The 23,872-nt window shown below is 68.7% G+C and carries 16 protein-coding genes; 2 read left to right on the forward strand and 14 right to left on the reverse strand.

The genetic code is table 11. The annotated features are described in order from the left end of the window. Positions 1 to 19 precede the first annotated feature (19 nt). The 13 genes from ASC94_RS13755 to ASC94_RS13815 all read right to left on the reverse strand — a co-directional run bounded on the left by ASC94_RS13755 (position 20) and on the right by ASC94_RS13815 (position 18,002). Positions 20 to 1,747, reverse strand: coding sequence for a ShlB/FhaC/HecB family hemolysin secretion/activation protein (locus ASC94_RS13755; protein ID WP_056395525.1), 1,728 nt, complete (start codon positions 1,745 to 1,747; stop codon positions 20 to 22). Next, positions 1,747 to 11,619, reverse strand: coding sequence for a YDG domain-containing protein (locus ASC94_RS13760; RefSeq protein ID WP_056395533.1), 9,873 nt, complete (start codon positions 11,617 to 11,619; stop codon positions 1,747 to 1,749). Before ASC94_RS13760 ends, ASC94_RS13755 begins: the two co-directional genes overlap by 1 nt. A gap of 56 nt (positions 11,620 to 11,675) precedes the next feature. Then, the gene (locus ASC94_RS13765) at positions 11,676 to 12,119 is read right to left on the reverse strand and encodes a hypothetical protein (protein ID WP_056395535.1); all 444 of its coding nucleotides are present in this window, start codon (positions 12,117 to 12,119) and stop codon (positions 11,676 to 11,678) included. A 2-nt stretch (positions 12,120 to 12,121) separates the two neighbouring features. Beyond that, positions 12,122 to 12,649: a GNAT family N-acetyltransferase gene (locus tag ASC94_RS13770; protein ID WP_056395539.1), complete on the reverse strand. Its 528-nt coding sequence runs from the start codon at positions 12,647 to 12,649 to the stop codon at positions 12,122 to 12,124. Then, positions 12,649 to 13,170, reverse strand: coding sequence for a phage tail protein (locus ASC94_RS13775; protein ID WP_056395542.1), 522 nt, complete (start codon positions 13,168 to 13,170; stop codon positions 12,649 to 12,651). The genes ASC94_RS13770 and ASC94_RS13775 overlap by 1 nt, the downstream gene beginning before the upstream one ends. Before the next feature lie 8 nt (positions 13,171 to 13,178). Continuing rightward, the gene (locus tag ASC94_RS13780; RefSeq protein WP_056395545.1) at positions 13,179 to 13,715 is read right to left on the reverse strand and encodes a phage tail protein; all 537 of its coding nucleotides are present in this window, start codon (positions 13,713 to 13,715) and stop codon (positions 13,179 to 13,181) included. Between the two features lie 27 nt (positions 13,716 to 13,742). Continuing rightward, positions 13,743 to 14,252, reverse strand: coding sequence for a phage tail protein (locus ASC94_RS13785; RefSeq protein ID WP_056395548.1), 510 nt, complete (start codon positions 14,250 to 14,252; stop codon positions 13,743 to 13,745). Between the two features lie 16 nt (positions 14,253 to 14,268). Continuing rightward, on the reverse strand, positions 14,269 to 14,553 hold the full coding sequence (locus tag ASC94_RS13790; RefSeq protein ID WP_373888117.1) for a hypothetical protein: 285 nt from the start codon (positions 14,551 to 14,553) through the stop codon (positions 14,269 to 14,271). A 94-nt stretch (positions 14,554 to 14,647) separates the two neighbouring features. Then, positions 14,648 to 15,274 (reverse strand): metalloregulator ArsR/SmtB family transcription factor, encoded by a 627-nt coding sequence (locus ASC94_RS13795; RefSeq protein ID WP_056395554.1) that lies wholly within the window; start codon positions 15,272 to 15,274, stop codon positions 14,648 to 14,650. Continuing rightward, a complete protein-coding gene (locus ASC94_RS13800) occupies positions 15,271 to 16,497 on the reverse strand; it encodes an MFS transporter (protein WP_056395558.1) in 1,227 nt (408 codons plus the stop codon). Before ASC94_RS13800 ends, ASC94_RS13795 begins: the two co-directional genes overlap by 4 nt. Positions 16,498 to 16,572: 75 nt before the next feature. Beyond that, complete coding sequence (locus ASC94_RS13805; protein ID WP_056395560.1) at positions 16,573 to 17,091, reverse strand: GNAT family N-acetyltransferase; 519 nt, start codon at positions 17,089 to 17,091, stop codon at positions 16,573 to 16,575. A 21-nt stretch (positions 17,092 to 17,112) separates the two neighbouring features. Then, positions 17,113 to 17,550, reverse strand: a complete 438-nt coding sequence (locus ASC94_RS13810; protein WP_157201446.1) for a cupin domain-containing protein — start codon at positions 17,548 to 17,550, stop codon at positions 17,113 to 17,115. Positions 17,551 to 17,561: 11 nt separating this feature from the next. After that, on the reverse strand, positions 17,562 to 18,002 hold the full coding sequence (locus tag ASC94_RS13815) for a carboxymuconolactone decarboxylase family protein (protein WP_056395563.1): 441 nt from the start codon (positions 18,000 to 18,002) through the stop codon (positions 17,562 to 17,564). A 141-nt stretch (positions 18,003 to 18,143) separates the two neighbouring features. Here ASC94_RS13815 and ASC94_RS13820 point away from each other — a divergent pair, with 141 nt between their 5' ends. Further along, complete coding sequence (locus tag ASC94_RS13820) at positions 18,144 to 19,586, forward strand: PLP-dependent aminotransferase family protein (protein WP_056395566.1); 1,443 nt, start codon at positions 18,144 to 18,146, stop codon at positions 19,584 to 19,586. Between the two features lie 215 nt (positions 19,587 to 19,801). Here ASC94_RS13820 and fdhD read toward each other — a convergent pair whose 3' ends face one another. Next, entirely contained in the window at positions 19,802 to 20,641 is an 840-nt protein-coding gene (fdhD, locus tag ASC94_RS13825; protein ID WP_056397866.1) for a formate dehydrogenase accessory sulfurtransferase FdhD, read from the reverse strand. A 149-nt stretch (positions 20,642 to 20,790) separates the two neighbouring features. Between fdhD and fdnG the strand changes: the two genes are divergently transcribed. Then, positions 20,791 to 23,862: a formate dehydrogenase-N subunit alpha gene (gene fdnG / locus ASC94_RS13835; RefSeq protein WP_157201447.1), complete on the forward strand. Its 3,072-nt coding sequence runs from the start codon at positions 20,791 to 20,793 to the stop codon at positions 23,860 to 23,862. The last annotated feature ends 10 nt before the right edge of the window (positions 23,863 to 23,872 follow it).

Raw genomic sequence — 23,872 nt, forward strand, 5'->3', positions numbered from 1 at the left:
GGCAGGCCTTCACCCCTCTTTAGAAATAGCGGGCAATCTGCACCCAGGCGCGGGTGCGCGAAGAGGTGCCGTCCGAGTCGTCGCCGTTGGCGGCGCGCACCGGATTGCTGCCGATCTTGGTGGCGATCTGCAGCGAGGCCACGGTTTTCGCCAACGGGCGCCAGCTCACGCCCACGCCCGCGCCCTGCAGGCTGTATTTGTTGGGCGTGCCGGCCGACAGCGCGCCCGCATAGGGCGAACGCACCAGCGTCACGCGGCCGATGTCATAGAACACCGACAGGTCCAGCTTGTACACCGGCATATCCCAGTGGGTTTCCAGGGTCACGGTGTGGCCCGCGTCGCCGCTGGCCTCGCCGGCCGGGTAGGCGCGCACGCGGCCCACGCCGCCCAGCGACAGCTTCTCGCCCGACTCCAGGTTGCCCGACGCGAGCTGCCCGCCCACGCTGGCCAGCAGGGTCACGCCCGGCACCAGTGCCTGGATGCGGCTGAGCTGGTAGTTGAAGCGCGTGAACCTGCCGGCCGTGCCGGGACCGGCCGCATCGCCTGCGGCGAAGGCCGCGTTGCGCGACAGGTCCACGTCGCCGCGCGTGACGTCGGCGGTGGCCGACACCAGGCCGCCGCCGCCAAACTCGTCCTGCATGTTCAGGCTCAGGCCCACGGTGACGTTGCGCACCAGCTTGTCGCTGATCTGCACGTCCCTGGCGGAATTCTCGTAGCGCTTGTCGTCGTAGCCGGCGCGCAGCTGCACGTTGCGGAAGCGCGAGCGCAGCAGCGGGTGCGTGACCAGCACCTGGCTGATGTTGGCGCTGCCGCTGGAGTCCAGCGACGCGAACTCCTTGCCCAGCTTGTAGCGCATGCGCGAGTGGGCCAGGCCGGCGCGCGTGCCCGCGCCGCCGACCGGCATCACATAGCCCAGGCGGCCGTAGTTGAAGTCGGAACCGGTGGTGGAGGCCAGCGCGGACAGCTGCCCGCCCTGCCCGCCGATATCGTCCACATTCAGGCCGCCCGAGATGCGGGTGCGGCCGGTGTAGCGGTTCGACGAATTGTCCAGGCTCACGTTACCATTGAACATGGGGCCTTCGGAGAGGCCGATATCGACTGCCGTTTCGCCGAACTGGGCGCCGGGGCTGAGTTCCGCGCGCGCGTTCACACCGGGCAGGTCTTCCACCAGCAGCATGGCCCGCTCCAGCTCGTCTTCCTTGAGCGGCTGGCCCGGGCGCAGCACGCCGTCCAGGTAGCGGCGCACCAGTTCCTGGTTCACGCGCACGCTGGCGTCGGGCACCAGGCGCACGCCGGACAAGCGGCCTTCCAGCACCTGGATGGTGACCACGCCCTGCGCCAGCTCCTGCGGCGGCAGCGCGGCGGACGCAATCAGGTAGCCGTGGGCGCGGTAGTGCGCGGAGATGGCCAGGGCGGCCTGTCCCAGTTCGCCGAAGCTCACTTCGCGCCCCGCGTAAGGTGCCAGCACCCGGGCCAGTTCCTGTTCCGTGAAAGCGGTATTGCCCTTGAAGGCGTAGCCCTTGACGTAGACTTTCTGGTCGCCCGGCAGCGCGGCGCCGGTTTGCGCCTTCACGTCCGGCACCACCTTGGCGCCGGAGCGCAGCGGCGGGATCAGCGCCGGGGGCCGGTTCGATTCCAGCACGCCGCCGGCATCCGGCACGGTCTGCGCGAACACGGCGGCGGGCGCCAGCAATATCGCCAGCGCGGCGGCGCGGGCCTTGACTTCCATGTGATTCATCTTGCTCATTACTCCAGATTCCTTACGCCGCCGTTGCGCGACACGATCTTCGAATTGCCGTTCACGAAAGTGACGCCATTGGCGGGGGCAGCGCCGCTGTTGCCACTGCCGGCATTGTTGGCACTGCCGGGGGTGCTGGCGCTGCCGGCGTCGCCGTTCTCGCTGCGGGCCACGGCCAGCAGGGTTTGCGGGTTGCTGCTGCCGCTGGCCGCGCCGAAGCCGCCGGCGTTGCCGCCAAAGCCCTGTGCGCCGCCACTGGCGCCGCCTGCGACGGAGCCCACGCTGCCGATAATGGCGGCCACCGGATCGAACTGGCCCGGCAGGACGCCGGCCGCCGTCACGGTCAGCACGCCGTCCAGGTAGAACACGCGGTAGTCGTTCGGCGCGGCGCCGCCGCTGGCCGTGATGGCGTACTGCCCGGCCGCCGACTGCGCGGTGGCGCTGGTGGCCAAAGTCAGGTTGCCCAGCACGTCGCGCGTGTCGCCGCCCACCAGGCCGCTCACGGTGCTGGTAAAGACCGGATTCTGCGTGCCCTGCACACGGGTCTTGTCATCCACCAGCACGCTCAGCGTGGCCTGCGAGATGGTGCCGGTGCCGGTCGCCGTGCTGCTGGTCAGCGCGTAGTTGGAGGCGCGGCCCGCCGCCGCGCCGGGGCCAGCGCCGTCGGCAAGCGTATAGCCGCTGGCGGTAACGGTCTTGCCGGCGCCCGCGCTGCGGGTATCGAACACGCCGGTGGACGGGCCGTTCAGGGTCAGGTTCTCGCCCGCCACCAGGCCGGCCAGCGTGCCCCGGCTGCTCAGCGTGGCGGCGGTGGTGCCGTCATACACCTTGGCGGCCGCCTGCACGCCGGTCACCGTGACGGTACGCGGCGTGATGGCGCCGGCACCGGTGGCTGCCGTCGGCAACAGGTAGTTCGACAGCAGCGTGCCCTGGGCGGCGCTGAAGTTCGCGCCCGACAGGTCGGCCGTCACCGTGGTGGCGCCCACCACGTTGGCGTTGTTGTACCGGCCGGCGCCGCCCTGCAGCGTGGCGCCCTGCCCGGCCACGAAGCCGCTCAGCAGCACCGAGCCCGGATTGAGCACGGCGGCCGTGGTGCCGTCGTAGGTCTTCACAGTGTTGCCGGAAATGCTGGCCTGCAACGCGCGCTGCGTGATGGTGCCGACGCCGGTGGCAGTGCTGCCGGCGAAAGTATAGTTGCCCGCGTCCGCGCCGCTCAGCGCCAGCCCGGAGATATTCACCTTCTTGCCGCTGCCTGCGTTGGCGTCGCTGAAGCTGCCCTGGCCGCTGACCTGCAGCGCGTCGCCCGCAATGCGGTCGTCGCTCAGCACCACGGTGGCGCTGGTGCTGCCATCGTATACCTTGCTCACGCCGGCGGCGCTGGCATTGAGCACGCGCTGGGTGATGGTGCCGGAGGTGCCCGCGGTGGTGGACGCGAGCACGTAGTTGCCCGCGTCCGCGCCGGACAGCGCAATGCCGCTCACGCCGACGGCCTTGCCGCTGCCCGCGTTCTTGTCCGCGAAGCTGGCGGCGCCAATGCCAAGGGCCAGCGCATCGCCTGCGATGCGGTCGTCGCCCAGCGTCACGGTGGCGGCGGTGGTGCCGTCGTACACCTTGCTGGCGGCGGTGGCGCTCGCGTTCAGCGTGCGCTGCGTAATGGTGCCGGTGCCGCTGGCCGTGGTGCTGGCCAGCGTGTAGTTGCCGGCATCCGCGCCGGACAGCGCAATGCCGGTCACCGTCACCGCCTTGCCGCTGCCCGCGTTCTTGTCGGCGAACGCCGCGCTGCCGCTGGAGAGAGCGAGCGTGTCGCCCGCCACCCGGTCGTCGCTCAGCGAAACCGTGGCAGCCGTGGTGCCGTCGTAGACCTTGCTGGCGGCCGACGCGGTAACGCTGATGGCGCGCTGCGCAATGCTGGCCGTGGTGCTGGCGCTGCTGCTGCCCAGCACATAGTTGCCGGCGTCGGCACCGGACAGCGTGATGCCGCTTACGTTGACGGTCTTGCCGCTGCCCGCGTTCTTGTCGGCGAATGCGGCCTGGCCGGACAGCGACACCGCGTCGCCCGAGAGTGCGTCCGAACCGAAGCTGACGCTGGCGGCAACGGTGCCGTCGTAGACCTTGCCCTGTGCCGTGGCGGTCGCACTCAGCGCGCGCGCCGTGATGCTGCCGGTGGTCTGCACGCCGGCAGGGGCCATCACATAGTTGGCCGCATCCGCGCCGCTCAGCGTGATGGCGCCGACGGTGATGGTCTTGCCGGCGCCGGCATTCTTGTCGCTATAGCTGCCGCTGCCCGACAGCGCCAGGCTGTCGCCGGCCACGCGGTTGTCGGACAGCGTTACCGCCGCCGCAACGGTGCCGTCGTAGACTTTGCTGCCGCCGGTGGCCGTGGCGGTGAGCTCGCGGCGGGTAATGGCGCCCGTGGTCGCCAGCGTGGTCGAGGCGAGCGTGTAGTTGGCCGCATCCGCGCCGCCGACGGCGATCCCGCTCACGTTGACGGCCTTGCCGGCGCCAGCGTTCTTGTCGGCATAGACAGCATTGCCGCTGATGCTCAGCGCATCGCCGGCGACGGCGTCGCTGCTGAGCGTGGCCAGGCCGGCCACCAGGCCATCGTACACCTTGGTGACGCTGCCGCCGGCCACGTTCAGGGCGCGCTTGGCGATATCGGCGCTGGTGCTGGCGGTGGTGGCCGCCAGCGTGTAGTTGGCCGCGTCGGTGCCCGACAGCGCCAGGCCGCTCACGGTGACAGCCTTGCCGGTGCCGGCGTTTTTATCTGCGAAGGTGGCGCTGCCGGCCAGGGTCAGCGCATCGCCGGAGACACGGTCGTCCGCCAGGGTCACCGTGGCGGCAGTGGTGCCGTCGTAGGTCTTGTTGATGCCGGTGGCCGTGGCGTTCAGCGCCCGCTGCGCGATGTTGGCGCTGGTGCTGGTGCTGGTCGCTGCCAGCGTGTAGTTGCCCGCGTCCGCGCCGGCCAGGGCAAGGCCGCTCACTGTCACGGTCTTGCCGCTGCCGGCGTTCTTGTCGGCGAAGGCGGCGCCGGCGCTGCTCAGCGTCAGCGCATCGCCGCTGATGCGGTTGTCGCCCAGCGTGACGGTGGCGACGGCCGAGCCGTCGTAGACCTTGCTGCCGCCGGTGGCGCTCACCGCCAGCTGGCGTGCAGTGATATTGGCGCTGCCGGTGGCGCCGGTCGAAGCCAGCACGTAGTTGCCCGCGTCCGCCCCGCCCAGGGCCATGCCGCTCACGGTGACGGTCTTGCCGGTGCCTGCGTGCTTGTCCGCGAAGGCCGCGTTGCCGCTGATGCTCAGGATGTCGCCCGCGATGCGGTTGTCGCTGTAGCTCACGCTGGCCACGGCATTACCGTCGTAGACCTTGTTGGCTGCAACGGCGCCGGCGGTCAGCGTGCGCGCGGTGATGTCCGCGCTGCCGGTCGCGCTGGCCGAGGCCAGCACGTAATTGCCCGCGTCATTGCCCGACAGCACCAGGCCGGACACGGTCACGGTCTTGCCGCTGCCCGCATTCTTGTCGGCGAAGCTGGCGCTGCCGCCGGTGAGCGTCAGCGCGTCGCCAGCGATGCGGTCGTCGCCCAGCGTGACGGTGGCGCTGGTGCTGCCGTCGTAGACTTTGCCGCCGCCGGTGGTGGTGGCGTGCAGCGTGCGCGCCATGATGCTGCCGGTGGTGTTGGCCGAGGTGGAAGTGAGCGTGTAGTTGCCCGCGTCTGCGCCGCTCAGCGCGATGCCGGTGACGGACACGGTCTTGCCGCTGCCGACGTTCTTGTCCGAGTACACCGCGTTGCCGCTGGTGGTGAGCGCGTCGCCTGCCACGCGGTCGTCGCCGAGCGCAATGGTGGCGGCGGCCAGGCCGTCGTACACCTTGTCCACGGTGCCGGTGCTGGCCGTGAGCGCGCGTTTGGTAATACTGGCCGTGGCGCTGGCGCTGCCGGAGGCCAGCGTGTAATTGCCCGCGTCCGCGCCGGACACGCTGATGCCGCTCACGGTGACGGTCTTGCCGGTGCCCGCGTTCTTGTCCGCGAAGGCCGCGCCGGTGCTGGCCAGGGTCAGCTCGTCGCCGGCTACGCGGTCGTCGGCCAACGTGGCGCTGGCGGCGGTCTGGCCATCGTACACCTTGCCGGTGGCCGTGGCGCTGGCGTTCAGCACGCGCGGCGTGATGGCGGCGCTTGTGCTGGCGGTGGCGGACGACAGCGTGTAGTTGGCCGCGTCCGCGCCGCCCAGGGCGATGCCGGTGACGGAGACAGCCTTGCCGCTGCCAGCGTTCTTGTCCGCGAAGGTTGCGCCGCTGCTGCTCAGGGTCAGCACGTCGTTCGCGATGCGGTTGTCGCCCAGGGTGACGGTGGCCGTGGCCTGGCCGTCATACACTTTGTCGATACCGGTAGCGCTGGCCACCAGCGCGCGCGGCGTGATGGCTGCCGTAGTGCTGGCGGTGGCCGCAGCCAGCGTGTAGTTGGCCGCGTCCGTTCCTGCCAGCGCGATGCCGGTCACGGTCACGGTCTTGCCGCTGCCTGCGTTCTTGTCGCCGAAAGCGGCGCTACCGCTCAGGGACAGCACGTCGCCGCTGACGCGGTTGTCGCCGAAGGTCACGCTGGCGCCGGTCATGCCGTCGTACACCTTGTCGATGCCGGTGGCGCTGGCGGCCAGCGCGCGGCGGGTGATGTTGGCGGTGCCGGTGACGCTGTCCGAAGCCAGAGTGTAGTTGCCGGCGTCGTTGCCCGCCAGCGTCACGCCGCTCACGGTCACGGTCTTGCCGTTGCCGGCATTCTTGTCGGCGAAAGCGGCGCCGCCGGCGCTCAGCGTGAGCGCATCGCCGGCGACGCGGTCGTCGGCCAGGGTGGCCGTGGCGCCGGTGAGGCCGTCGTACACCTTGTCCACGCCCACGGCGCTGGCGTGCAGCACGCGCTGCGAAATGGTGCCGGTGGCGGTGACGGCGGTGCTGGCCAGCGCGTAGTTGGCCGCGTCCGTGCCGCTCAGCGTAATACCGGTCACGTTGACGCTCTTGCCGGTGCCGGCGTTCTTGTCGCTGAAGGCGCCGGTGCCGCTGGTGGTGAGCACGTCGCCGGCGAGCCGGTCGTCGCCCAGCGTCACGACGGCGGTGGTCAGGCCGTCGTACACCTTGTCCACGCCGGTGGCCCTGGCCACCAGGGTGCGCTTGGCGATGTTGGCGCTGGCGGTGGCGGTGGTATTGGCCAGCGCGTAGTTGGCCGCGTCCGTGCCGGACAGCGCAATGCCGCTCACGCTGATGGCCTTGCCGTTGCCTGCGTTCTTGTCGGCGTAGTTGGCGGCCGCGCTTGTCAGGGTGAGCGCGTCGCCGCTCACGCGGTTGTCGCCCAGCGTGACGGTGGCGCCGGTCAGGCCGTCGTACACCTTGCCCACGCCGGTGGCGGTGGCCGTCAGCGCGCGCTGCGTGATGGTGCCCAGGCCTGTGGCCGTGGCCGAATCGAGCACGTAGTTGCCCGCGTCCGCGCCGCCGGAGATGGCGATGCCGTTGTAGTTCACCGTCTTGCCGCTGCCGGCGTTCTTGTCCTCGAAGTTGCCGTTGCCGCTCAGGGTCAGTACGTCGCCCGACACGCGGTCGTCGGTCAGGATGCCGCCCACGCCGGTCACGCCGGCCAGGCCGTTGTAGACCCGCGTTACGTCGCTCGCTGCGGTGTGCAGCGTACGCGGTGTGATATTGCCGCTGGCGGTGGCGGTGGTGTTGGCCAGCGTGTAGTTGGCCGCGTCCGTGCCGGACAGCGCAATGCCGCTCACGCTGATGGCCTTGCCATTGCCCACGCCCTTGCTGCCGAAACTGGCGTTGCCGCTCAGGGTCAGCAGGTCGCCGCCGATGCGGTTGTCGCCGAAGATGACGGTGGCGCCGGTCAGGCCGTCGTACACCTTGTTGCTGCCGGTGGCCGTGGCGGTCAGGCTGCGCGGCGTGATGCTGTAGGTGCGCGGCGCCAGCGAGATGATGTAGCCCAGCGAGCTGGCCAGGGTGCCCAGCTGGACCGAGTAGCTGCCGGCGTTTTTGTCGGTGGTGCCGGACAGGCTGCCGGTCAGCGCGCCGTTGGCGTCGCCGTCGATCAGGCCGGACACCGACGCGTAGGAAATGCTGCCCATGGCCTGGCCGTCGTAGACCTTGGCCAGGCCGCTGGTCGGCGTCACCGTCAGCGTTGGGGCGGTCTTGTACAGGAACCAGTTGCCGCTGCCGGCGTAAGACGGCGCGCTGGCCGCATAGGCCTGGTTGTAATGCTTGTTGTAGCCGCTCATGCCCTCGGTCGTGGTGCCGGGCGCGTCCGAGTACACCAGGTAGCGGCTATTGGCGCCGGTACTGATGGTGCTGCCGCCGGCGCTGCTGACGAAGGCGCCGCCGCCCGCGCCGCTGGCCGCCACCAGCACCGAGGTGCCTGAGGTGCCGGTGCCGACCAGGCGGCCCGTACTGGCCAGGCGCACGTCGCTGCCGGCGGTCTTGCCGTTGTTGATCAGGCTGATCTGGCTGCCGCGCACGGTGCCGTCCACCTGGATGTCGCCGCTGGCGTCCTGGCCGCTGTAGTGACCGGTGTCGATCAGCAGTGAGGCCGTGCCGGCACCGCTGTCGATGAGGACGCCGCTGGCGACGGTCAGGCCGGCGTTGCCGGTCTCACGGTCCGACATCGACACCGCGTAGTTGTTGGCATTGGCCAGCAGGCTCACGTTGCCGCCGCCGGTGACGATGCTGGCGTTGACCGTGATGCTGCGGCCCGCTTCCAGCGTCAGGCTGCCGCGCGGGCTGCCGGTATTCACCTGGACGGCGCCGTTGACCAGCAAGTCGTTGCTGGCGCGCAGCGCCACCGAGGTACCGTTGGCCAGCATTTGCGCCAGGCCGGTGGCGTCGACGCCCACGTTCAAGCCGGTGGCGTCGGTGTAATTCACGTCGCGGAACACCTGGCTGTTCAGTGTATAGGCGTACACGGCGCCGGTGCCTTCCACGCTGCCGTCCGCGCTGTTGGCGTAGGGCGCGCCCACGATCAGGCGGTCGCCGGCGCCGTTCAGCGCCACTGCATAGCCAAAGCCGGAGTAGTCCGGCGTGGTGTGGAACACGCCGTCGGCCATGCGCAGGCCGCGGCGCAGCACCGCTTTCACCGTCGGCGTGCCGCCGATATTGCTGAACAGGCGTACGCTGCCCGGTCCCAGGCCCGCATCGGCCACGCCGCCGGTGGACGGCGAGCCCACCGCCAGGGTGGTGCCGGCCGAGTCGAACGCCAGCGACGAGCCGAACAGTTCACCGCTGGACAGGTTCACGTTCAGGTTCGTGCCGCTGCTCGCCACGCCGCTGCTCAAGATGCCGGTCTGGGCCACCGAGCTGCCCCAGTTGAACACGTAGACCGCGCCCTTCAGGTCGTCCAAGCCGACCGCGCCCACCGCCAGCTTGTCGCCGGCCGCATTCAGGGCCACGGCGGAACCGAACTGGGCGTTGGCGCCCGTGCTGACTTGATAGTTGTAGCCATCGCCAAGCCTGGTGGACAGCGCGCCGTTGTTGTACAGGTACACCGCGCCGCAGCTGGTGCAGACAGAGGAAGGGCCGCCATCGTTCACCGCGCCCACCGCCAGTTTAGTGCCGTCGCCGTTAAGGGCAACCGCGGCGCCGAACTGCCGCGCGCCTGCGGTGCTGCCACTGCCGGCGTCGATGGTGCCGGTCAGGGTGGCCTTGCTGGTGCCGGCTGCCAGGTCGAACTGGCGTACCGAACCGGCGCCGCCGTTCTCGCCCACCGCGCCCACGGCCAGCTTGGTGCCGGCCGCGTTCAGCGCCACCGCGCTGCCGAACAGGGCGCCGTCGGCCAGGGCCAGGTTGGTATCGGCGCTGCCGGTGTAGCCGGAACCGATGTTGCTGCGCAGCGTGGCGCCGCTGAAATTGCTGTCGGTGAAACCGAACAGGCGCACCGCGCCGCGCGCCGCGCCGCTGCCTGCCACATAATTGGGGCTGCCGGCGCTACCCGTATTGTTCACGCCGGCGTCCATGGGCACGCCCACCGCCAGCACGGTGCCGTCCGCGCTCAGGGCCACGGCCGAGCCGAAGCTGGCGCCGCTGCTGAGCAGGCCGCCGCCGGCGTTCTTGCCGCCGGCGTAGTTGCGTCCCAGGATGGCTTCGGCGGTCCATGCGTAGGCGTAGTTGAAGTCGCCGATCACGAGGTTTTTCGGGTCCAGCAGCAGGGTGCCGCCCTGGCCGGCCTGGATGGCGTCCAGGCCCACATAGCGCAGGTCGCCGTGCGAGGAGACTTCCACCGCGCCGCCGCGCCCGCCGTCGCCTGCGTTGCCCGTCCCGCCGCGCGCATCCAGCGCGCCCAGCATGGTGGTCTGGCGCTCGGACCAGACGATGGCCGTGCCGCCCTTGCCTGCCGCGCCGCGCGCGCTCACGTCGATGGCGCTGCTGTCGTTGATGAAGGTCAGGTCGGCCGAGGCGATGGCCGCCGTCTTGCCCCAGTTTTTAGCGAAGCGCGCGTCGGCCTTGGCGTCCTGCGCGGCGCCCCCTTGGAAAGCGCCGCCAATGCGCACCAGGCCGCCCTGCTGCTGGCCGGAAGCATCCGCCTTTGCGCTCAGCAGGCTGACCGTACTGCCCGACAGGTCGATGCGCCCGCCGTTCTGCTCGCCCCCGCGCGCGCTGTAGCTGCCCGAAGTGAGCAGGCTGCCGCCGGCCTGCAGCGCAATGCTGCCGCCGCCCTGCGTGCCGCTGGCGTTGGCGGTGGCGCCGGCCGTCTCGGTCAGGCTGCCGCCGGCGCGGTAGGCGATGCTGCCGCCGTTGCCGTCCGTCCCCTGCGCGGACACGCTGCCGCCCGAGGCCAGCGCGCCGGCCGCCGTGACGCTGACGCTGCCGCCCTGCTTGCCGTCCGCGCCGATGGCGCCGCCCAGCGACACAGCGTTGCCGCTGATGGCCACGCTGCCGCCCTGCCCGTCCGCGCTGGACGCATCCAGCCGGCCGGCCTGCACGTCGCCGCCCTCGGCCACCAGACGGATGCTGCCGCCCTTGCTCACCAGGCTTCCGGCCTGGACCAGGCCAGTGTTGTTGACGCTGGCGCGCGCCAGCGCGTCGGCCGCGCTTGCGCTCAGCAGCACCTGGCCGCCTGCGGCCTGGATCAGGCCCTGGTTCTCGGCCAGCGCGTTCAGCGCGCCGCGGCTGGTGCGCACGGTGATCAGGCCGTCGCCGCGCAAGTCCACGCCGATCTGCTGGCCGGCGGCCAGCGCCACGCTGCCTTGCGGCGCGCTGATGCTGCCGCTGTTGGCCACGCTCGGGCCCAGCAGCGCCACGTAGCCGCGCGGGCCGGCAGCGATGCTGCCTTCATTGCGCACCGCGCCGCCGTCCTGGCCGGCGAACTGGTAGCTGCGCGCCATGAAGTCGCGGTCCGCCAGGTCCAGCGACGAGGCCACCAGGCCGCCCACGTTCACTTGCGCGCCGGGCGCGAACAGCACGCCGTTCGGGTTGACCAGGAACACCTGGCCGTTGGCATCCAGCTTGCCGTAGATCTGCGAGGGGTTGGCCGACTGCACGCGGTTCAGCGCGACGGCGTTGGCCGACGGCTGCTTGAACTGCACCGAGGCCTGCGCGCCGATGTCGAAGCTGTTCCAGTTCAGGATGGCCTGCGAGGTGGCCTGCGTCACCGTCATCTGGCTGCCGCTGGTGGCAATCTGCGCCTGGCCCGCCGCCACCTGGCCGCCGGTCGGCAGCGCGGTGGCCAGCGGCGGCGCCGCCGAGGCACTCCCCGGCCCCGCCATGCCGGCGGCGGCCAGCGCCGCCAGCAGCGCCGCCTTGCGGCGCCGCGTGCCGCCCTTGCCATGCCCGCGCGCCCCCTCGGCCACCGCCACCCAGCAGGCGTGCACATGGCTCCAGACAAGGCGGTAGTAGCGGTTCATGGTGGCATGTTTGTGCATGGGAAGTCCGTAGCGTTGGGGGCGGGCAAAAAGATGGGGGGCTGGCGCGCGGCTGTTCAGGCCGCGGCGAGCAGGTTGAAATCGGCGCGGAAGTTGCTCAGGCCTTTGACACGCGGCAGCGGCACCAGGTGCAGCATGAACACGCCGGTGCTGCCGTTCTGCAGCTCGTACGTGCCCTCGGCCACGGCCAGCAGGGCCGCGCCTTCGAACACCAGCGAGAATTGCTGCAGGGCGCGATCGGGCTGCGTCGCCGGCTGGGTCACGCGCAGCAGCTTGAGCGGCTGGGCGCGCAGGCTGGGATGGTTGAGCCAGAAACGCTGGCCCACCAGCGCTTCGGCGCCGGCCAGGCTCCAGGCGTAGCCGGCGTCGCCAGGCATGGCGGCAGCAGCGGCCGAGGTGGCGGCGCCGGCCGGTGCGGCGGCGGCTGCCATGCCGATGCCGCCCAATACGGCGGAACCGGCGGAACCGGCGGACAGTTTCAACAGATCGCGTCGTTTCATGTTCACTCCTGGGTAAGTTGTTGTTCAGCGCCGGCGCGCCATTCCATCAAGTCGTGCATGCCGTTCTCGCGGATTTTTTTGAATCCCAGCCGCTGGTACAGCGCCAGCGCCGGATTGCCGTGTTCGACGTGGATGCTGAGCGCGCTGCCTACGCCGGCAGCCTCGCGCTGCAAGGCTTGCAACAGCTGCGTGCCGTAGCCGCGCTGGCGGAACTCGGGCAGGATGGTGATCTCCACCACGTGCAGCGAACCGGGCCGGCGCCACACGTACAGGCGGCCGACAGGCATCCTGCCCTGCCCGCCCTGCGCGCCGTGCATCTCAGCCTCGGCCACGCTGAACTGCGCGCCCGCGTAGTGCTGCTGGTAGTGCTGGTGCTGGGCCTGGAACTGCATCTGCACGAAGGCCGCCTTGGCGGCGTCGTCCCACGGCACGGCGGCCAGTTCGGCCGCGCGCGTGCTGGCGTAGATGCGCAACAGCAGCGGCATGTCCGCCGCCGCGATCGGGCGCAGGTGCAGGACCGTCTCCGCCATCAGGGACGCTGCGGGAACACGCCTTGCAGCGCGATGCAGAAGTTGATCCCCAGCGTAGGCTGGAGGTTGTTGTGCGGCTGTCCGCTGCCGACGGGGCACAGAGCGCCAGCGTAGGCGTCTGCGGTGGCGCCGCTAGCCGAATACAGCTGCACGCCGCGCGTGGCGCCCATCAGGGTAGACGATCCGGGCGTGGTCTCGGTAGCCAGGCCGCCGGCCGCGCCCTGTGGATGGGCATGGGCCGGCATTTCGCTCGCCAGCAAGGCGACGGTTTGCTCACCGAGGGCCTCGCCCAGGTTGCGGCTGCTTAAGCCGCTCCCCTGGCCCACGCCCATGGCGTAGCGGTCGCGCAGGTCCGGCAGGGCGAAGTTGCTCCTGCCGTCGCCGCCATACGTCGTGCCAAGCAGCGAAAACAGTGCGGTATTCTGCGACAGCGGCAGCAGCTGGCCGTCGCAGAACGCCCATCCCTTGGGCGCGAAATAGAAAGGGAACATGCGGATTTCCGCAATAAACGGGTCGGCCATGACGGTCCTCAGGTAGCTCTCGGGAATAACCCGAACAGCGAGATGATGTAATTCAGGCCCAGCGAAGGCGCCATGTTGTTGTGGGGCTGGCTGCCGCCGGTCGCGCCGCTGCTGCCGGCCGCGCCGGCGCGCATGGCCGTCTGCTCGGACCCGGCCAGCGCATACGCCGGCACGCCGCCGGTGCTGCCCGGCAAGCCGGTCTTGCCGCTGTACGCCGGGCTGGCGCGGCTGGTGGTGGCAAACAGCAGATGGCTGTGCGCGGGAATCTGCTGGACGGTCAGCGTGACGCTCTCCACCCCCGCCCGCTCGCCGATCTGGTAACTGGCGGCGCCGCCGGGCCCCTGCCCCTGGTGCAGGGGTACCCGGCCCTGCAAATCGGGCAGATTGAAGGTCTCCTGCCCGTCGCCGCCATAGGTGGTGCCGATCAGCTGGAACAGCGTCTCGTTTTCAGAAATCGCCAACGGCCGGCCATCGCAAAACAGCCAGCCGTTCGGCGCGAAATTGCCGGCAAACAGACGAATTTCGCCTACATAGGGTTGCGCCATGGTATCTCCGCGTTCAGTTGGTTCTGGTTAATTCTGGGAAGGGAATATGCCTTGCAGCGCAATGCAGAAATTGAGCGTCAGATAAGGCTGCATATTGTTGTGCGCCTGGCTGCCGCCGGCACTACCGCCAGCCCCCTCGTTCAGTACGGTCAGGTTGTCCGGCGCGCCGTACAAATCGTGGCCGAGGCGGCCTTTGCGGCCCACCAGGGCGTTCGAGGGCGAGCTGCTGTTGGCCAGCGCATCGCCCACTTTGCCGAGATGGGTGTGGGCCGGCAACTGCGAGGTGTTCAGCGTGACGGTTTCCGCACCCAGTTGCTGGCCGCGCGAGATGGTGTCGCCCACGTGGGCAGGCACGCGGCCGCGCAGGTCGGGCAAGGCAAAATTCACCCTTCCGTCGCCGCCAAAGGCGGTGCCCAGCAGCGAGAACAGGGCCTGGTTCTGGTTGATGGGCAGCAGCTGGCCATTACACTGCGCCCAACCCTGGGGGGCGAAGTTGAAGGACATCAGCCGGATTTCGGAAAGAAACGGTTCAGCCATGGGCGACTCCTGGAGTTCAGTTGAATACAGCCTGGTAGCGGGTGAGGTCGGCATTGGCGCCCACGGGCACCACGAAAATGTCGAATTCGCCTGCCGCGTCATTGCTTAAGCGTATGGTTGCCTGTTCCAGGCGCGGCTGCGCCGGCCCTTCAAACATCAGGGAAAACGCTTGCGCGCGCCCGTAGCCGGGCATGCCGGCCGGCTGCACGGCAGCCAGGCGCAGCACCATGCCGTCGCTGCCGGCCACGCTGAAGAGCGCACCTTCGTGTGCGCTAAAGAATTCCAGGGAGAGATCTTGCACGATAGACAAGTTGATTGCAATTTAATAAAGCATTATACCTGCAGCAATCAACGATGTCACTCGACAATTTTTTCCTACCAACAATCAATAGTTTTTAGTCAATCGGCCGGATGACGTAGACGCAGCGCCGCGCACCCGACAGCAGGTGCTCGGCGCGCTCGACCTGGCAGCCCTCGCCCAGCACGCGCTGGAACACCTGCAGCTCGGAGCGGCAAAAGCCCTGGCAGCTGGTGGCCGCGGCGCAGATGGGGCAGTGGTTCTCGATCAGCAGCAGACTGCCGTCGGGCCGGACTTCGGTTTCCGCCATATAACCTTCGGCGTCGCGCGCCTGCGCCAAGGCCGCCACGCGCCCGGGCAGGGTTTGCTCGCCCTGCGCCAAAGCCGCCTGGTAGGCGGCCTGGCTTTCCTGCTCGCGCGCGGCGATCAGCTTGTCCATGCCGCCCTCGCCGAACAGCGTGCGCACCTGCTGGATCATTTGCAGCGTGAGGTCGGCATGCCGGTCCGGGAAACGCGCGTGGCCGGCTTCGGTGAGGTGCCAGCGGCGCGACGGCCGCCCCACCTTGTCGGCCACGTCCTCGAAGGCCACCAGGCCCTTTTCCTGCGCCGACTCCAGTTGCCGGCGCGCGCCCATGGACGTGAGATCAAGCAGCTCGGCGAGCTTCTGCGCGGTTTGCGGGCCGCGCGTCTTGAGCAGGAAAAGGACATTATCGGCAGTGTTCATTCGGGCGCTTTATTCAAGATCATTGGAGGAGCGGCGGGCAGGCGCAGGCGCCAGGCCCACAAGTGCCAGCCGGCGGCGGCGCTCAGCGCGGCGCCCAGCAGCAGCACCAGGCGGGTGTCGAGCAAGGTCAGCACCGCGCCTGCAAGCGCCATCAGTATATTCGCCAGGCAGAAAGTCGTCGACAACAGTCCCATCACCGCGCCCTGCCCGTGCCCGCCGAAGCGGTCGGCCGCCCAGTTCTGCACTGTCGCGTTGTAAAAGGCGTTCGGTATGCCAAACAGCACAATGCCCGCCATGCCCACCCACAGGCTGCCCAGCCCCACCAGGCCGACCGCGCAGGCCACGCCGAACGCATGCCAGGCCGCGCGCTTGAGCGGCGGCGTGGCGCTGGGGCGGCCGGAGAACAGCGCGGACAAGGTCATCAGCCCGCACAGGCCAACGTTAACGGCGGCGATGCCCTGCGCGTCGTAGCGCCCCACTTCGACCAGCCACAGCGGATAGAACTCGTAGAAGGCAGTCACGCCGCAGGTGACCGCCAGCTGGATCTTGAACAGCGTGCGCAGCTCGGCGTGCCTGAGCAGATTGAGGGAGTGGCGGTCGCGCGCCACCTGCCACCACGACGTGGTGAGCGTGGACGGCGCCTCGCGCGGCAGCACCGCCATCACCACCAGCGCCACCGCCAGCAGCGCCACGGCGGCGATCCAGAACGGCACCGTCAAGCCGTAGCCCACCGTCAGGCCGCCTAGCAGCGGGCCGGCCAGCCAGCCAAAGTGGAAGGCGCCGTTCAGCCAGCCGATGGCGCGGTTGCGCAGCGTGCCTTGCAGCCGCTCGGCCAGCATGGCGCGCGCCACGGCGCCGTTGCCTTCCAGGAGGCCGGTGGCAAAACGCGCCGCCAGGAACAAGGGGTAGGATTCCAGCAGCATGGCGCCGGCCGTGAGCGCATGGCCGGCGGCGGCGCCAATGCCGGTGGCCAGCAGCACGGGACGGCGGCCGTAGCGGTCCGACAGCGCGCCCAGCACGGTGGAGCCGATCAACAGGCCGAGCGGGTTGATCATCACCGCCACGCTGAACAGCAGCTTGGGCGGCAGGCCGAGAAACTGGTTCAGGCCGGACTCGGCACCGGACGCGAACAGCGGCGGCAAGATGGGATAAGGGAGCGAGGCCCCGACGGTGGACAGCAGGGCCAGCAGGCAGGCGGCAGCAATCAGCAGCGCATTTTTCATGGGATATCTCGGGTTGCCAAAGTCCCATCAATATACCGGCACGGCTGAGATAAGTAAACTTTTATGTTTACTTATTTAGTCCAACTCAATCTCCAGCATGCCGGCCCGCCCTGGCCGGTAGCCGAGTTTCCTGAACAGGCCTTGCGCCCGCTGGTTCCCGGCTTCCACGTCGGCCACCAGGCGTTTCAGGCCCAGCACATCGTGCGCGAAACGCGACACCAGACCGAGGGCTTCCGCCATGCAGCCCCGGCCCCAGGCAGTTTGCCTCAGCAAGCAGCCCACTTCCGCAGTCCGCAGCGGCGGATCAAAACTATGCAGTCCGCAAGTGCCGATCACCTGCCCATCCTCATGCAAGGCAACCGCCCATTCCAGGGACGAACCTTCCGCCAGCAGCCTGCGCACGCTTTCCAGCATCCGGCCCACGGTCTGCAGACTGGGGAACGGCGGCTCATCGGTGTATCGCATAACGAGCGGATCGCCGTAAATGTCGAACAGGGCCGCCGCATCGCCTTCCGTCATGGCCCTGAGGAGAAGGCGCTCCCCGCGCAGCACAGGCAACACGGTTGGAATGGGGAGGCGGCCGGTCTCAGTCATCGGCCGATTATAACGAAAGCACTATTTATCCAGCGGGAGCACCGGTGGATCGCCCTCTCCCAGCATCATGTAGACCAGCAGCCTGGCGGGCCTGGTGGCGCTGGCGTTGCGCGACACGGCATGGGCGACGAGCGGCGTTTCATACCACGAATCGCCCTGCCAGTAGGTCACCGGCTTGCCGTCGGCCAGCTGCGACACCACCTCGCCTTCCAGCACGTAGGCAAACACGGAACCTGGATGCCGGTGCGGATCGGACGCCTGGCCGGGCGCATAGGTCACCGTCAGCAGCACGCCGTGCTTGCCCGGCGCGTCCGGCAGCGGCAGGCGCTGCAGGACGCTGCGCGCTTCCTTGCCGGTGCCGGCCGCCTTTTCGGCATGTGCTTCATGGGCGCCGGCGCCCGGCGGCATGGACGCTGCTGCGGCGGCAAGGGCCGCCATGGCTGTCATGTTGCGTAGCATGGCGGCGCTCCCTACAGCGCAGGCATTTTGCGGAAGCCGATGGCCAGGCGGTTCCAGCTGTTGATGGTGTTGATGGCCATCGTCACGGCGACCATCTCGGCCGGCGCGAAATGCTCGGCCAGTTCGGCATAGGCCGCGTCCGGCGCGCGCGTGTCGGCGATGCGCGTCAGCGCCTCGGTCCAGGCGAGGGCGGCGCGTTCGCGCGCGGTGAAGAACGGCGTCTCCTCCCACACCACCAGGCCGCTGATGCGGCGCTCCGTCTCGCCGGCCTTGCGCATATCGCCGGTATGCATGTCCACGCAGAAGGCGCAGCCGTTGATCTGCGAGGCGCGCAGCTTGATCAGTTCCACCAGCGGCGGCTCCAGTCCCAGTTTTCCGACCGCCACTTCCAGTGCGATCATGGCTTTGAGCGCGTCCGGATTGGCCGAGTAAAAATCGATGCGGGGATTCATTTTGCAGCTCCTTCAGGTAAGTGAGTGCAGCCATTGTAGGAGCGCGGACGTGCCCGCGAGGGTGCCAATTCCGGCTAAATTGAACGCGCCAAGAGTCCAATCCCTTGCCAAGCCGCGCGAATCCGGGCAGCCTAGCGATCCATGGAACTGCACATCGTGATCGAAGGCCGCAAGGACCTGGCCGGACAGGTTTACCGCCAGCTGTCGGACGCCATCCGCAGCGGGCGGCTGGCGCCAGGCCAGCAGCTGCCCCCCACCCGCCTGCTGGCCGGGCAGCTCGGCCTGTCGCGCAAGACCGTCGCCGACGCCTATGCACGGCTCGCGCTGGATCAACTGGTGGCAGGCCGCGTCGGCGCCGGCAGCTTCGTGCAGGCGCCGCCAGCGCCGCGTACGCACGCCCTGGCGCGCATGGAGCGCAACGGCCTGGCCAGCGCCGACATCGTGAGCAAATGGGACAGCATGGCCACGCCGCTGCGCCACCCGCTGCCCGAAGGCCGCTCGCGCTACGAATTCATCGGCGGCTGCGCCACGCCCGGCCACTTCCCGATGGACCAATGGCGCCGCTGCGTCATGCACGCCCTGCGCCAGGACCCTGCGCTGCGCGGGCGCTACGGCGAAGCCGAAGGCCTGCCGGTGCTGCGCGACGCCATCGCCCGCCACATTGCCTTCGCGCGCGGCGTGGTCTGCACGCCCGGAAACGTGGTGGTCACCAACGGCGCGCAGCAGGCGCTCGACCTGCTCGGCCGCGTGCTGCTGGAACCGGGCTGCGTGGTGGCGGTGGAAGATCCCGGCTACCCGGCCGCGCGCGGGCTGTTCGCCAGCCAGGGCGCGCAGATGGTGGGCATCCCAGTGGACGGCGAAGGCATCATCGCCGAGCGGATCCCGGACGGCACACGCCTGGTTTACGTCACGCCCGCGCACCAGTTCCCTCTGGGGATGCCGATGAGCGTAGCGCGCCGCCGCGCCCTGCTGGACCGCGCGCGCGCCATCGGCGCCATTATCATCGAAGACGACTACGACAGCGAATTCCGCTACGAAGGCAGGCCCACGGACTCGCTGCAAAGCATGGACACGGACGGCATCGTAGTCTTCGTCGGCACCTTCTCCAAGGTGATGCTGCCCGAACTTCGGCTCGGCTACATGGTGCTGCCCGAAGCGCTGCTCAACGCCGTGCTCACGGTCAAGCACCTGACCGACTGGCACACCGGCACCATGAACCAGCACGCGCTGGCCAAATTCATCGCCGACGGCCACCTGCAAAAGCACATCCGCCGCTGCCACGGCATCTACGCCACCCGCCGTGAGCGGCTGCAGGCACTGTTCACCACGCTGCTGGCGCCATGGTTCGAACTGGTCCCCGCCGAAGCCGGCTTCCACCTGGCCGCGCTGTGCAAGAAGGACGTGGACATCGCCCTCCTGCTGCGCCTCGCCCGCCGCGCCGACGTCGGCCTCTACTCCCTGGCCCCCTTCTACGCCAGCCAGAGCCCCCGGCAAGGCCTCTTCCTCGGCTACGGCGCCATCGACACCCTCGACATCGAACCCGCCCTCACCCGCGTACGCGACATCCTACAACAGATGGAATAATTCCCAAGCAGCCTCAGCCGCATTTCCCCCACTTCGGGGTCAGACCCCGAGGTGCGGCAGAGGCACTGCCTGCATACGCCACCAGAGGCACGCGCGACGTCCATTCCCCTCATCCGCCCTGCGCCGTTTCCTACAGCCGCCGGATTAATCTCCAGGCAGCCTGAGCCGCATTTCCCCCACTTCGGGGTCTGACCCCGAAGTGGGGGAAATGCGGCTCAGCTTGGTTGGCTGGGTGCGGGAAAAATGGCGTCGGTGGGGTTGGCGTAGCAGACGAAATTGCTGCCGCGGGCGAAGGCGACCAGGGTCAGGCCGCATTCTTCGGCCAGGCGCACGGCGGTGGCGGTCGGCGCCGAAATCGCTACCAGCGCGGAGATGTGTGCCATGGCAGCCTTTTGCACCATCTCGACGCTGGCGCGGCTGGTGATGAGGGCGAAGCCCGCCGACGGTTCCACGCGCCGGCGGGCCATCATGCCGATCAATTTGTCGAGCGCGTTGTGGCGGCCCACGTCTTCGAACACGGCCTGCAGCTCGCCTTGCGGCCCGCACCAGGCGGCGGCGTGCGTGGCGCCCGTCAGCCGCGCCAGGGGCTGCGCACCGCCCAGCGCTTCCAGCGCGGCCCGGATGCCGGGTCCGGTGAGCGTGCGGTCCGGCGCCAGCACCGGCAAGGTGCGGTAGACCTGCTCCAGGCTGTCCACGCCGCACAGGCCGCAGCCGGTGCGTCCGCTCAGGCTGCGCCGGCGTTCCTTGAGCTGCGCAAACGCGCGCGCCGAGACTTCCAGCTTCACGGTTACGCCCTCGCAGGCCTGTTCGATCTCGATGCCGTAGCACTCGGCCGCGTCGTTCAGTATCCCTTCCGAGAGCGAAAAGCCGAGCGCGAAGTCTTCCAGATCGGCCGGCGTGGCCATCATCACGGCGTGGGATATGCCGTTGTATTCCAGCGCAACCGGCACTTCCTCGGCCAGGTCGTCCATGCTGTCCGCCCGCTCGCCGCGCGCCACCCGCCGCACGCTGAAGCGGGAAGATGTCGGCAAGTCGTCGTCCGGTAGGTCATCCATCACGCCATCATGCCACAGCACGGTCCGCAGCGACTCCAAAGTGCGAACGGCTGGCCGATTATCCCCTTACCCGATAGAATTCCAACACTCCTTGATTCTGATCAAGGTGCTACACTGATGAGACATTCAGGACGATGATGGAGGCAGCTATGCACCAGATGTCGCGGCGCCAGTTCCTACGGGTAACAGGCGCCACCCTGGCGGGTTCGAGCATCGCAGCGCTCGGCTTCGCCCCCACCCCGGCGCTCGCCGAAGTGCGGCAGTACAAGCTATTGCGCACCACAGAAACCCGCAACACCTGTCCCTATTGCTCGGTGGGCTGCGGCATTCTGATGTACGGACTGGGCGACGGCGCAAAAAACGCGGCCGCGCGCATCATCCACATCGAGGGCGACGCCGACCACCCGGTCAACCGGGGCACCCTGTGCCCCAAGGGCGCCAGTCTGGTCGACTTCATCCACAGCCCGAGCCGGCTCAAGGTGCCGGAGTACCGCGCGCCCGGGTCATCGGAATGGAAGCAGCTGTCGTGGGACGATGCGCTGGACCGCATCGCCAAGCTGATGAAGGCTGACCGCGACGCCAACTTCATCGAGAAAACGGCGGACGGCAAGACGGTGAACCGGTGGCTGTCCACGGGCATGCTGGCGGCGTCGGCCTCCAGCAACGAGGTCGGTTACCTGACCCACAAGACCATGCGCAGTCTCGGCATGCTGGCATTCGATAACCAGGCGCGTGTATGACATGGTCCGACGGTGGCAGGTCTTGCCCCGACGTTTGGCCGTGGAGCGATGACGAATCACTGGGTCGATATCCGCAATGCTGATGTGATCCTGGTTATGGGCGGCAACGCAGCCGAGGCGCACCCGTGCGGTTTCAAATGGGTGACCGAGGCCAAGGCGCACCGCAAGGCGCAGCTGATCGTGGTCGATCCGCGCTTTACCCGCACCGCTTCGGTGGCCGACCACTATGTGGCCACGCGCACCGGCACGGATATCGTGTTCCTGGGCGCGGTGATCAACTACCTGCTCACGGCGGACAAGATCCAGCGCGAGTACGTGGTGAACTATACCGATATGCCCTTCATCGTGCGCGAGGACTTTGCGCTCAACGACGGCCTGTATTCGGGCTACGACGAGGCCACCGGCAAGTACGCGGACAAGAGCAGCTGGGACTATGAAAAAGGCGAGGACGGCTTCGCCAAGGTCGATCCCACCTTGCAGCATCCGCGCTGCGTGTACCAGCTGATGAAGACCCACTACTCGCGCTACACGCCCGAGCTGGTGGAGCGCGTGTGCGGCGTGCCCAGGGCCAAGTTCCAGAAGGTGGCGGAGATGCTGGCTTCCACGGCCGTTCCCGGCCGCGCCGGCACCATCCTGTATGCGCTGGGCTGGACCCAGCACAGCACCGGCGCGCAAACGCTGCGCCTGGGCGCCATGATGCAGCTCCTGCTGGGGAATATCGGCATCGCGGGCGGCGGCATGAATGCGCTGCGCGGCCACTCCAACATCCAGGGCCTGACGGACCTGGGGCTGATGACCAATCTGCTGCCCGGCTATATGACCCTGCCGAACGACCCGGAACAGGACTTGGACGGCTACATCAACGCGCGCGCACTGAAACCGCTGCGGCCCAATCAGCTCAGCTACTGGAGCAACTACCGCAAATTCCACGTGAGCCTGATGAAGGCCTGGTGGGGTGCGGCCGCGACGGCCGAGAACAACTGGGCCTACGACTACCTGCCCAAGCTGGACAAGCCCTACGACCTGCTGCAGGCCTTCGACCTGATGCATCAGGGGAAAATGAACGGCTACATCTGCCAGGGCTTCAATGTGCTGGCGTCTGCGCCGGACAAGCAGAAGGTGACGGAGGCGCTATCCAGGCTGAAGTTCCTGGTGGTGATGGACCCGCTGGCGGTGGAGACGGCCGAATTCTGGAAGCCGCACGGCGACTTCCACAAGGTGGATCCGGCACAGATCCAGACCGAGGTGTTCCGCCTGCCCACCACCTGCTTCGCCGAGGAGCGCGGCTCGCTGGTCAGCTCCTCGCGCGTGCTGCAGTGGCACTGGCAGGGCGCGGAGCCGCCGTGGCAGACGCGCAGCGACCTGGAGATCATGTCCGGCATCTTCCTGCGCATGCGGAAGATGTACCAGGCCGACGGCGGCAAGTTCCCCGATCCCATCGTGAACCTGACCTGGCCCTACGCCCAGCCCTCCAGCCCCACGCCGGAAGAACTGGCGATGGAGTACAACGGCAAGGCGCTGGCCGACGTGACCGATCCCAAGGACCCAGCCAAGGTGCTGGCGAAGAAGGGCGAACAGCTGGCCGGCTTTGCGCAGCTGCGCGACGACGGTTCCACCGCCTGCGGCTGCTGGATCTTCGCCGGCTGCTGGACCCAGGCCGGCAACCAGATGGGACGGCGCGACAACAGCGACCCGACCGGCATCGGCCAGACCCTGAACTGGGCCTGGGCCTGGCCGGCCAACCGGCGCGTGCTGTACAACCGCGCGTCGGCCGACACCAAGGGCATGCCCTTCGATCCGACCCGCAAGCTGGTGGCCTGGAACGGCACCGCGTGGACCGGCGCGGACGTGCCGGACTTCAAAGTGGACGAGCCGCCCGAGAACGGCATGGGGCCCTTCATCATGCTGGCCGAAGGGGTGGCGCGCTTCTTTGCGCGCGCCGGCATGGGCGAAGGCCCCTTCCCCGAGCACTACGAGCCGTTCGAGAACCCGCTCGGCTACAACCCGCTGCATCCGAAGAACCCGCGCGCCACCAGCAATCCCGGCGCTCGCATGTTCAAGGATGACCGGGCCAAGCTGGGCACGCACACGGACTTTCCGCACGTGGCCACCAGCTACCGGCTCACCGAGCACTTCCACTTCTGGACCAAGCACGCGCGCCTGAACGCGATTATCCAGCCGGAGCAGTTCGTGGAAATCGGCGAGGACCTGGCCGGCGAGATCGGCGTGGCCAACGGCGGAAGGGTGAAGGTGTCGTCCAAGCGGGGGCAGATCTTTGCCAAGGCGGTGGTCACCAAGCGCATCAAGGCACTTACCATCGAGGGCAGGAAGACCCACACGGTGGGGCTGCCGCTGCACTTCGGCTTCAAGGGCCTGACCCGTCCCGGCTACCTGATCAACACGCTCACGCCGTCGGTGGGGGACGCCAACACGCAGACGCCCGAGTACAAGTCCTTCCTGGTGAAGGTGGAGAAAGCTTAGGAGAACCGGC

Origin of the sequence: Massilia sp. Root418, from assembly GCF_001425265.1 — a bacterium.
Lineage (GTDB): Bacteria > Pseudomonadota > Gammaproteobacteria > Burkholderiales > Burkholderiaceae_D > Rugamonas.

Bases quoted from the DNA above. Each gene is read 5' to 3' on its own strand.
- ASC94_RS13755 (WP_056395525.1), bottom strand. From the start codon at position 1,747: ATGAGCAAGATGAATCACATGGAAGTCAAGGCCCGCGCCGCCGCGCTG.
- ASC94_RS13760 (WP_056395533.1), bottom strand. From the start codon at position 11,619: ATGCACAAACATGCCACCATGAACCGCTACTACCGCCTTGTCTGGAGC.
- ASC94_RS13765 (WP_056395535.1), bottom strand. From the start codon at position 12,119: ATGAAACGACGCGATCTGTTGAAACTGTCCGCCGGTTCCGCCGGTTCC.
- ASC94_RS13770 (WP_056395539.1), bottom strand. From the start codon at position 12,649: ATGGCGGAGACGGTCCTGCACCTGCGCCCGATCGCGGCGGCGGACATG.
- ASC94_RS13775 (WP_056395542.1), bottom strand. From the start codon at position 13,170: ATGGCCGACCCGTTTATTGCGGAAATCCGCATGTTCCCTTTCTATTTC.
- ASC94_RS13780 (WP_056395545.1), bottom strand. From the start codon at position 13,715: ATGGCGCAACCCTATGTAGGCGAAATTCGTCTGTTTGCCGGCAATTTC.
- ASC94_RS13785 (WP_056395548.1), bottom strand. From the start codon at position 14,252: ATGGCTGAACCGTTTCTTTCCGAAATCCGGCTGATGTCCTTCAACTTC.
- ASC94_RS13795 (WP_056395554.1), bottom strand. From the start codon at position 15,274: ATGAACACTGCCGATAATGTCCTTTTCCTGCTCAAGACGCGCGGCCCG.
- ASC94_RS13800 (WP_056395558.1), bottom strand. From the start codon at position 16,497: ATGAAAAATGCGCTGCTGATTGCTGCCGCCTGCCTGCTGGCCCTGCTG.
- ASC94_RS13805 (WP_056395560.1), bottom strand. From the start codon at position 17,091: ATGACTGAGACCGGCCGCCTCCCCATTCCAACCGTGTTGCCTGTGCTG.
- ASC94_RS13810 (WP_157201446.1), bottom strand. From the start codon at position 17,550: ATGCTACGCAACATGACAGCCATGGCGGCCCTTGCCGCCGCAGCAGCG.
- ASC94_RS13815 (WP_056395563.1), bottom strand. From the start codon at position 18,002: ATGAATCCCCGCATCGATTTTTACTCGGCCAATCCGGACGCGCTCAAA.
- ASC94_RS13820 (WP_056395566.1), top strand. From the start codon at position 18,144: ATGGAACTGCACATCGTGATCGAAGGCCGCAAGGACCTGGCCGGACAG.
- fdhD (WP_056397866.1), bottom strand. From the start codon at position 20,641: ATGGATGACCTACCGGACGACGACTTGCCGACATCTTCCCGCTTCAGC.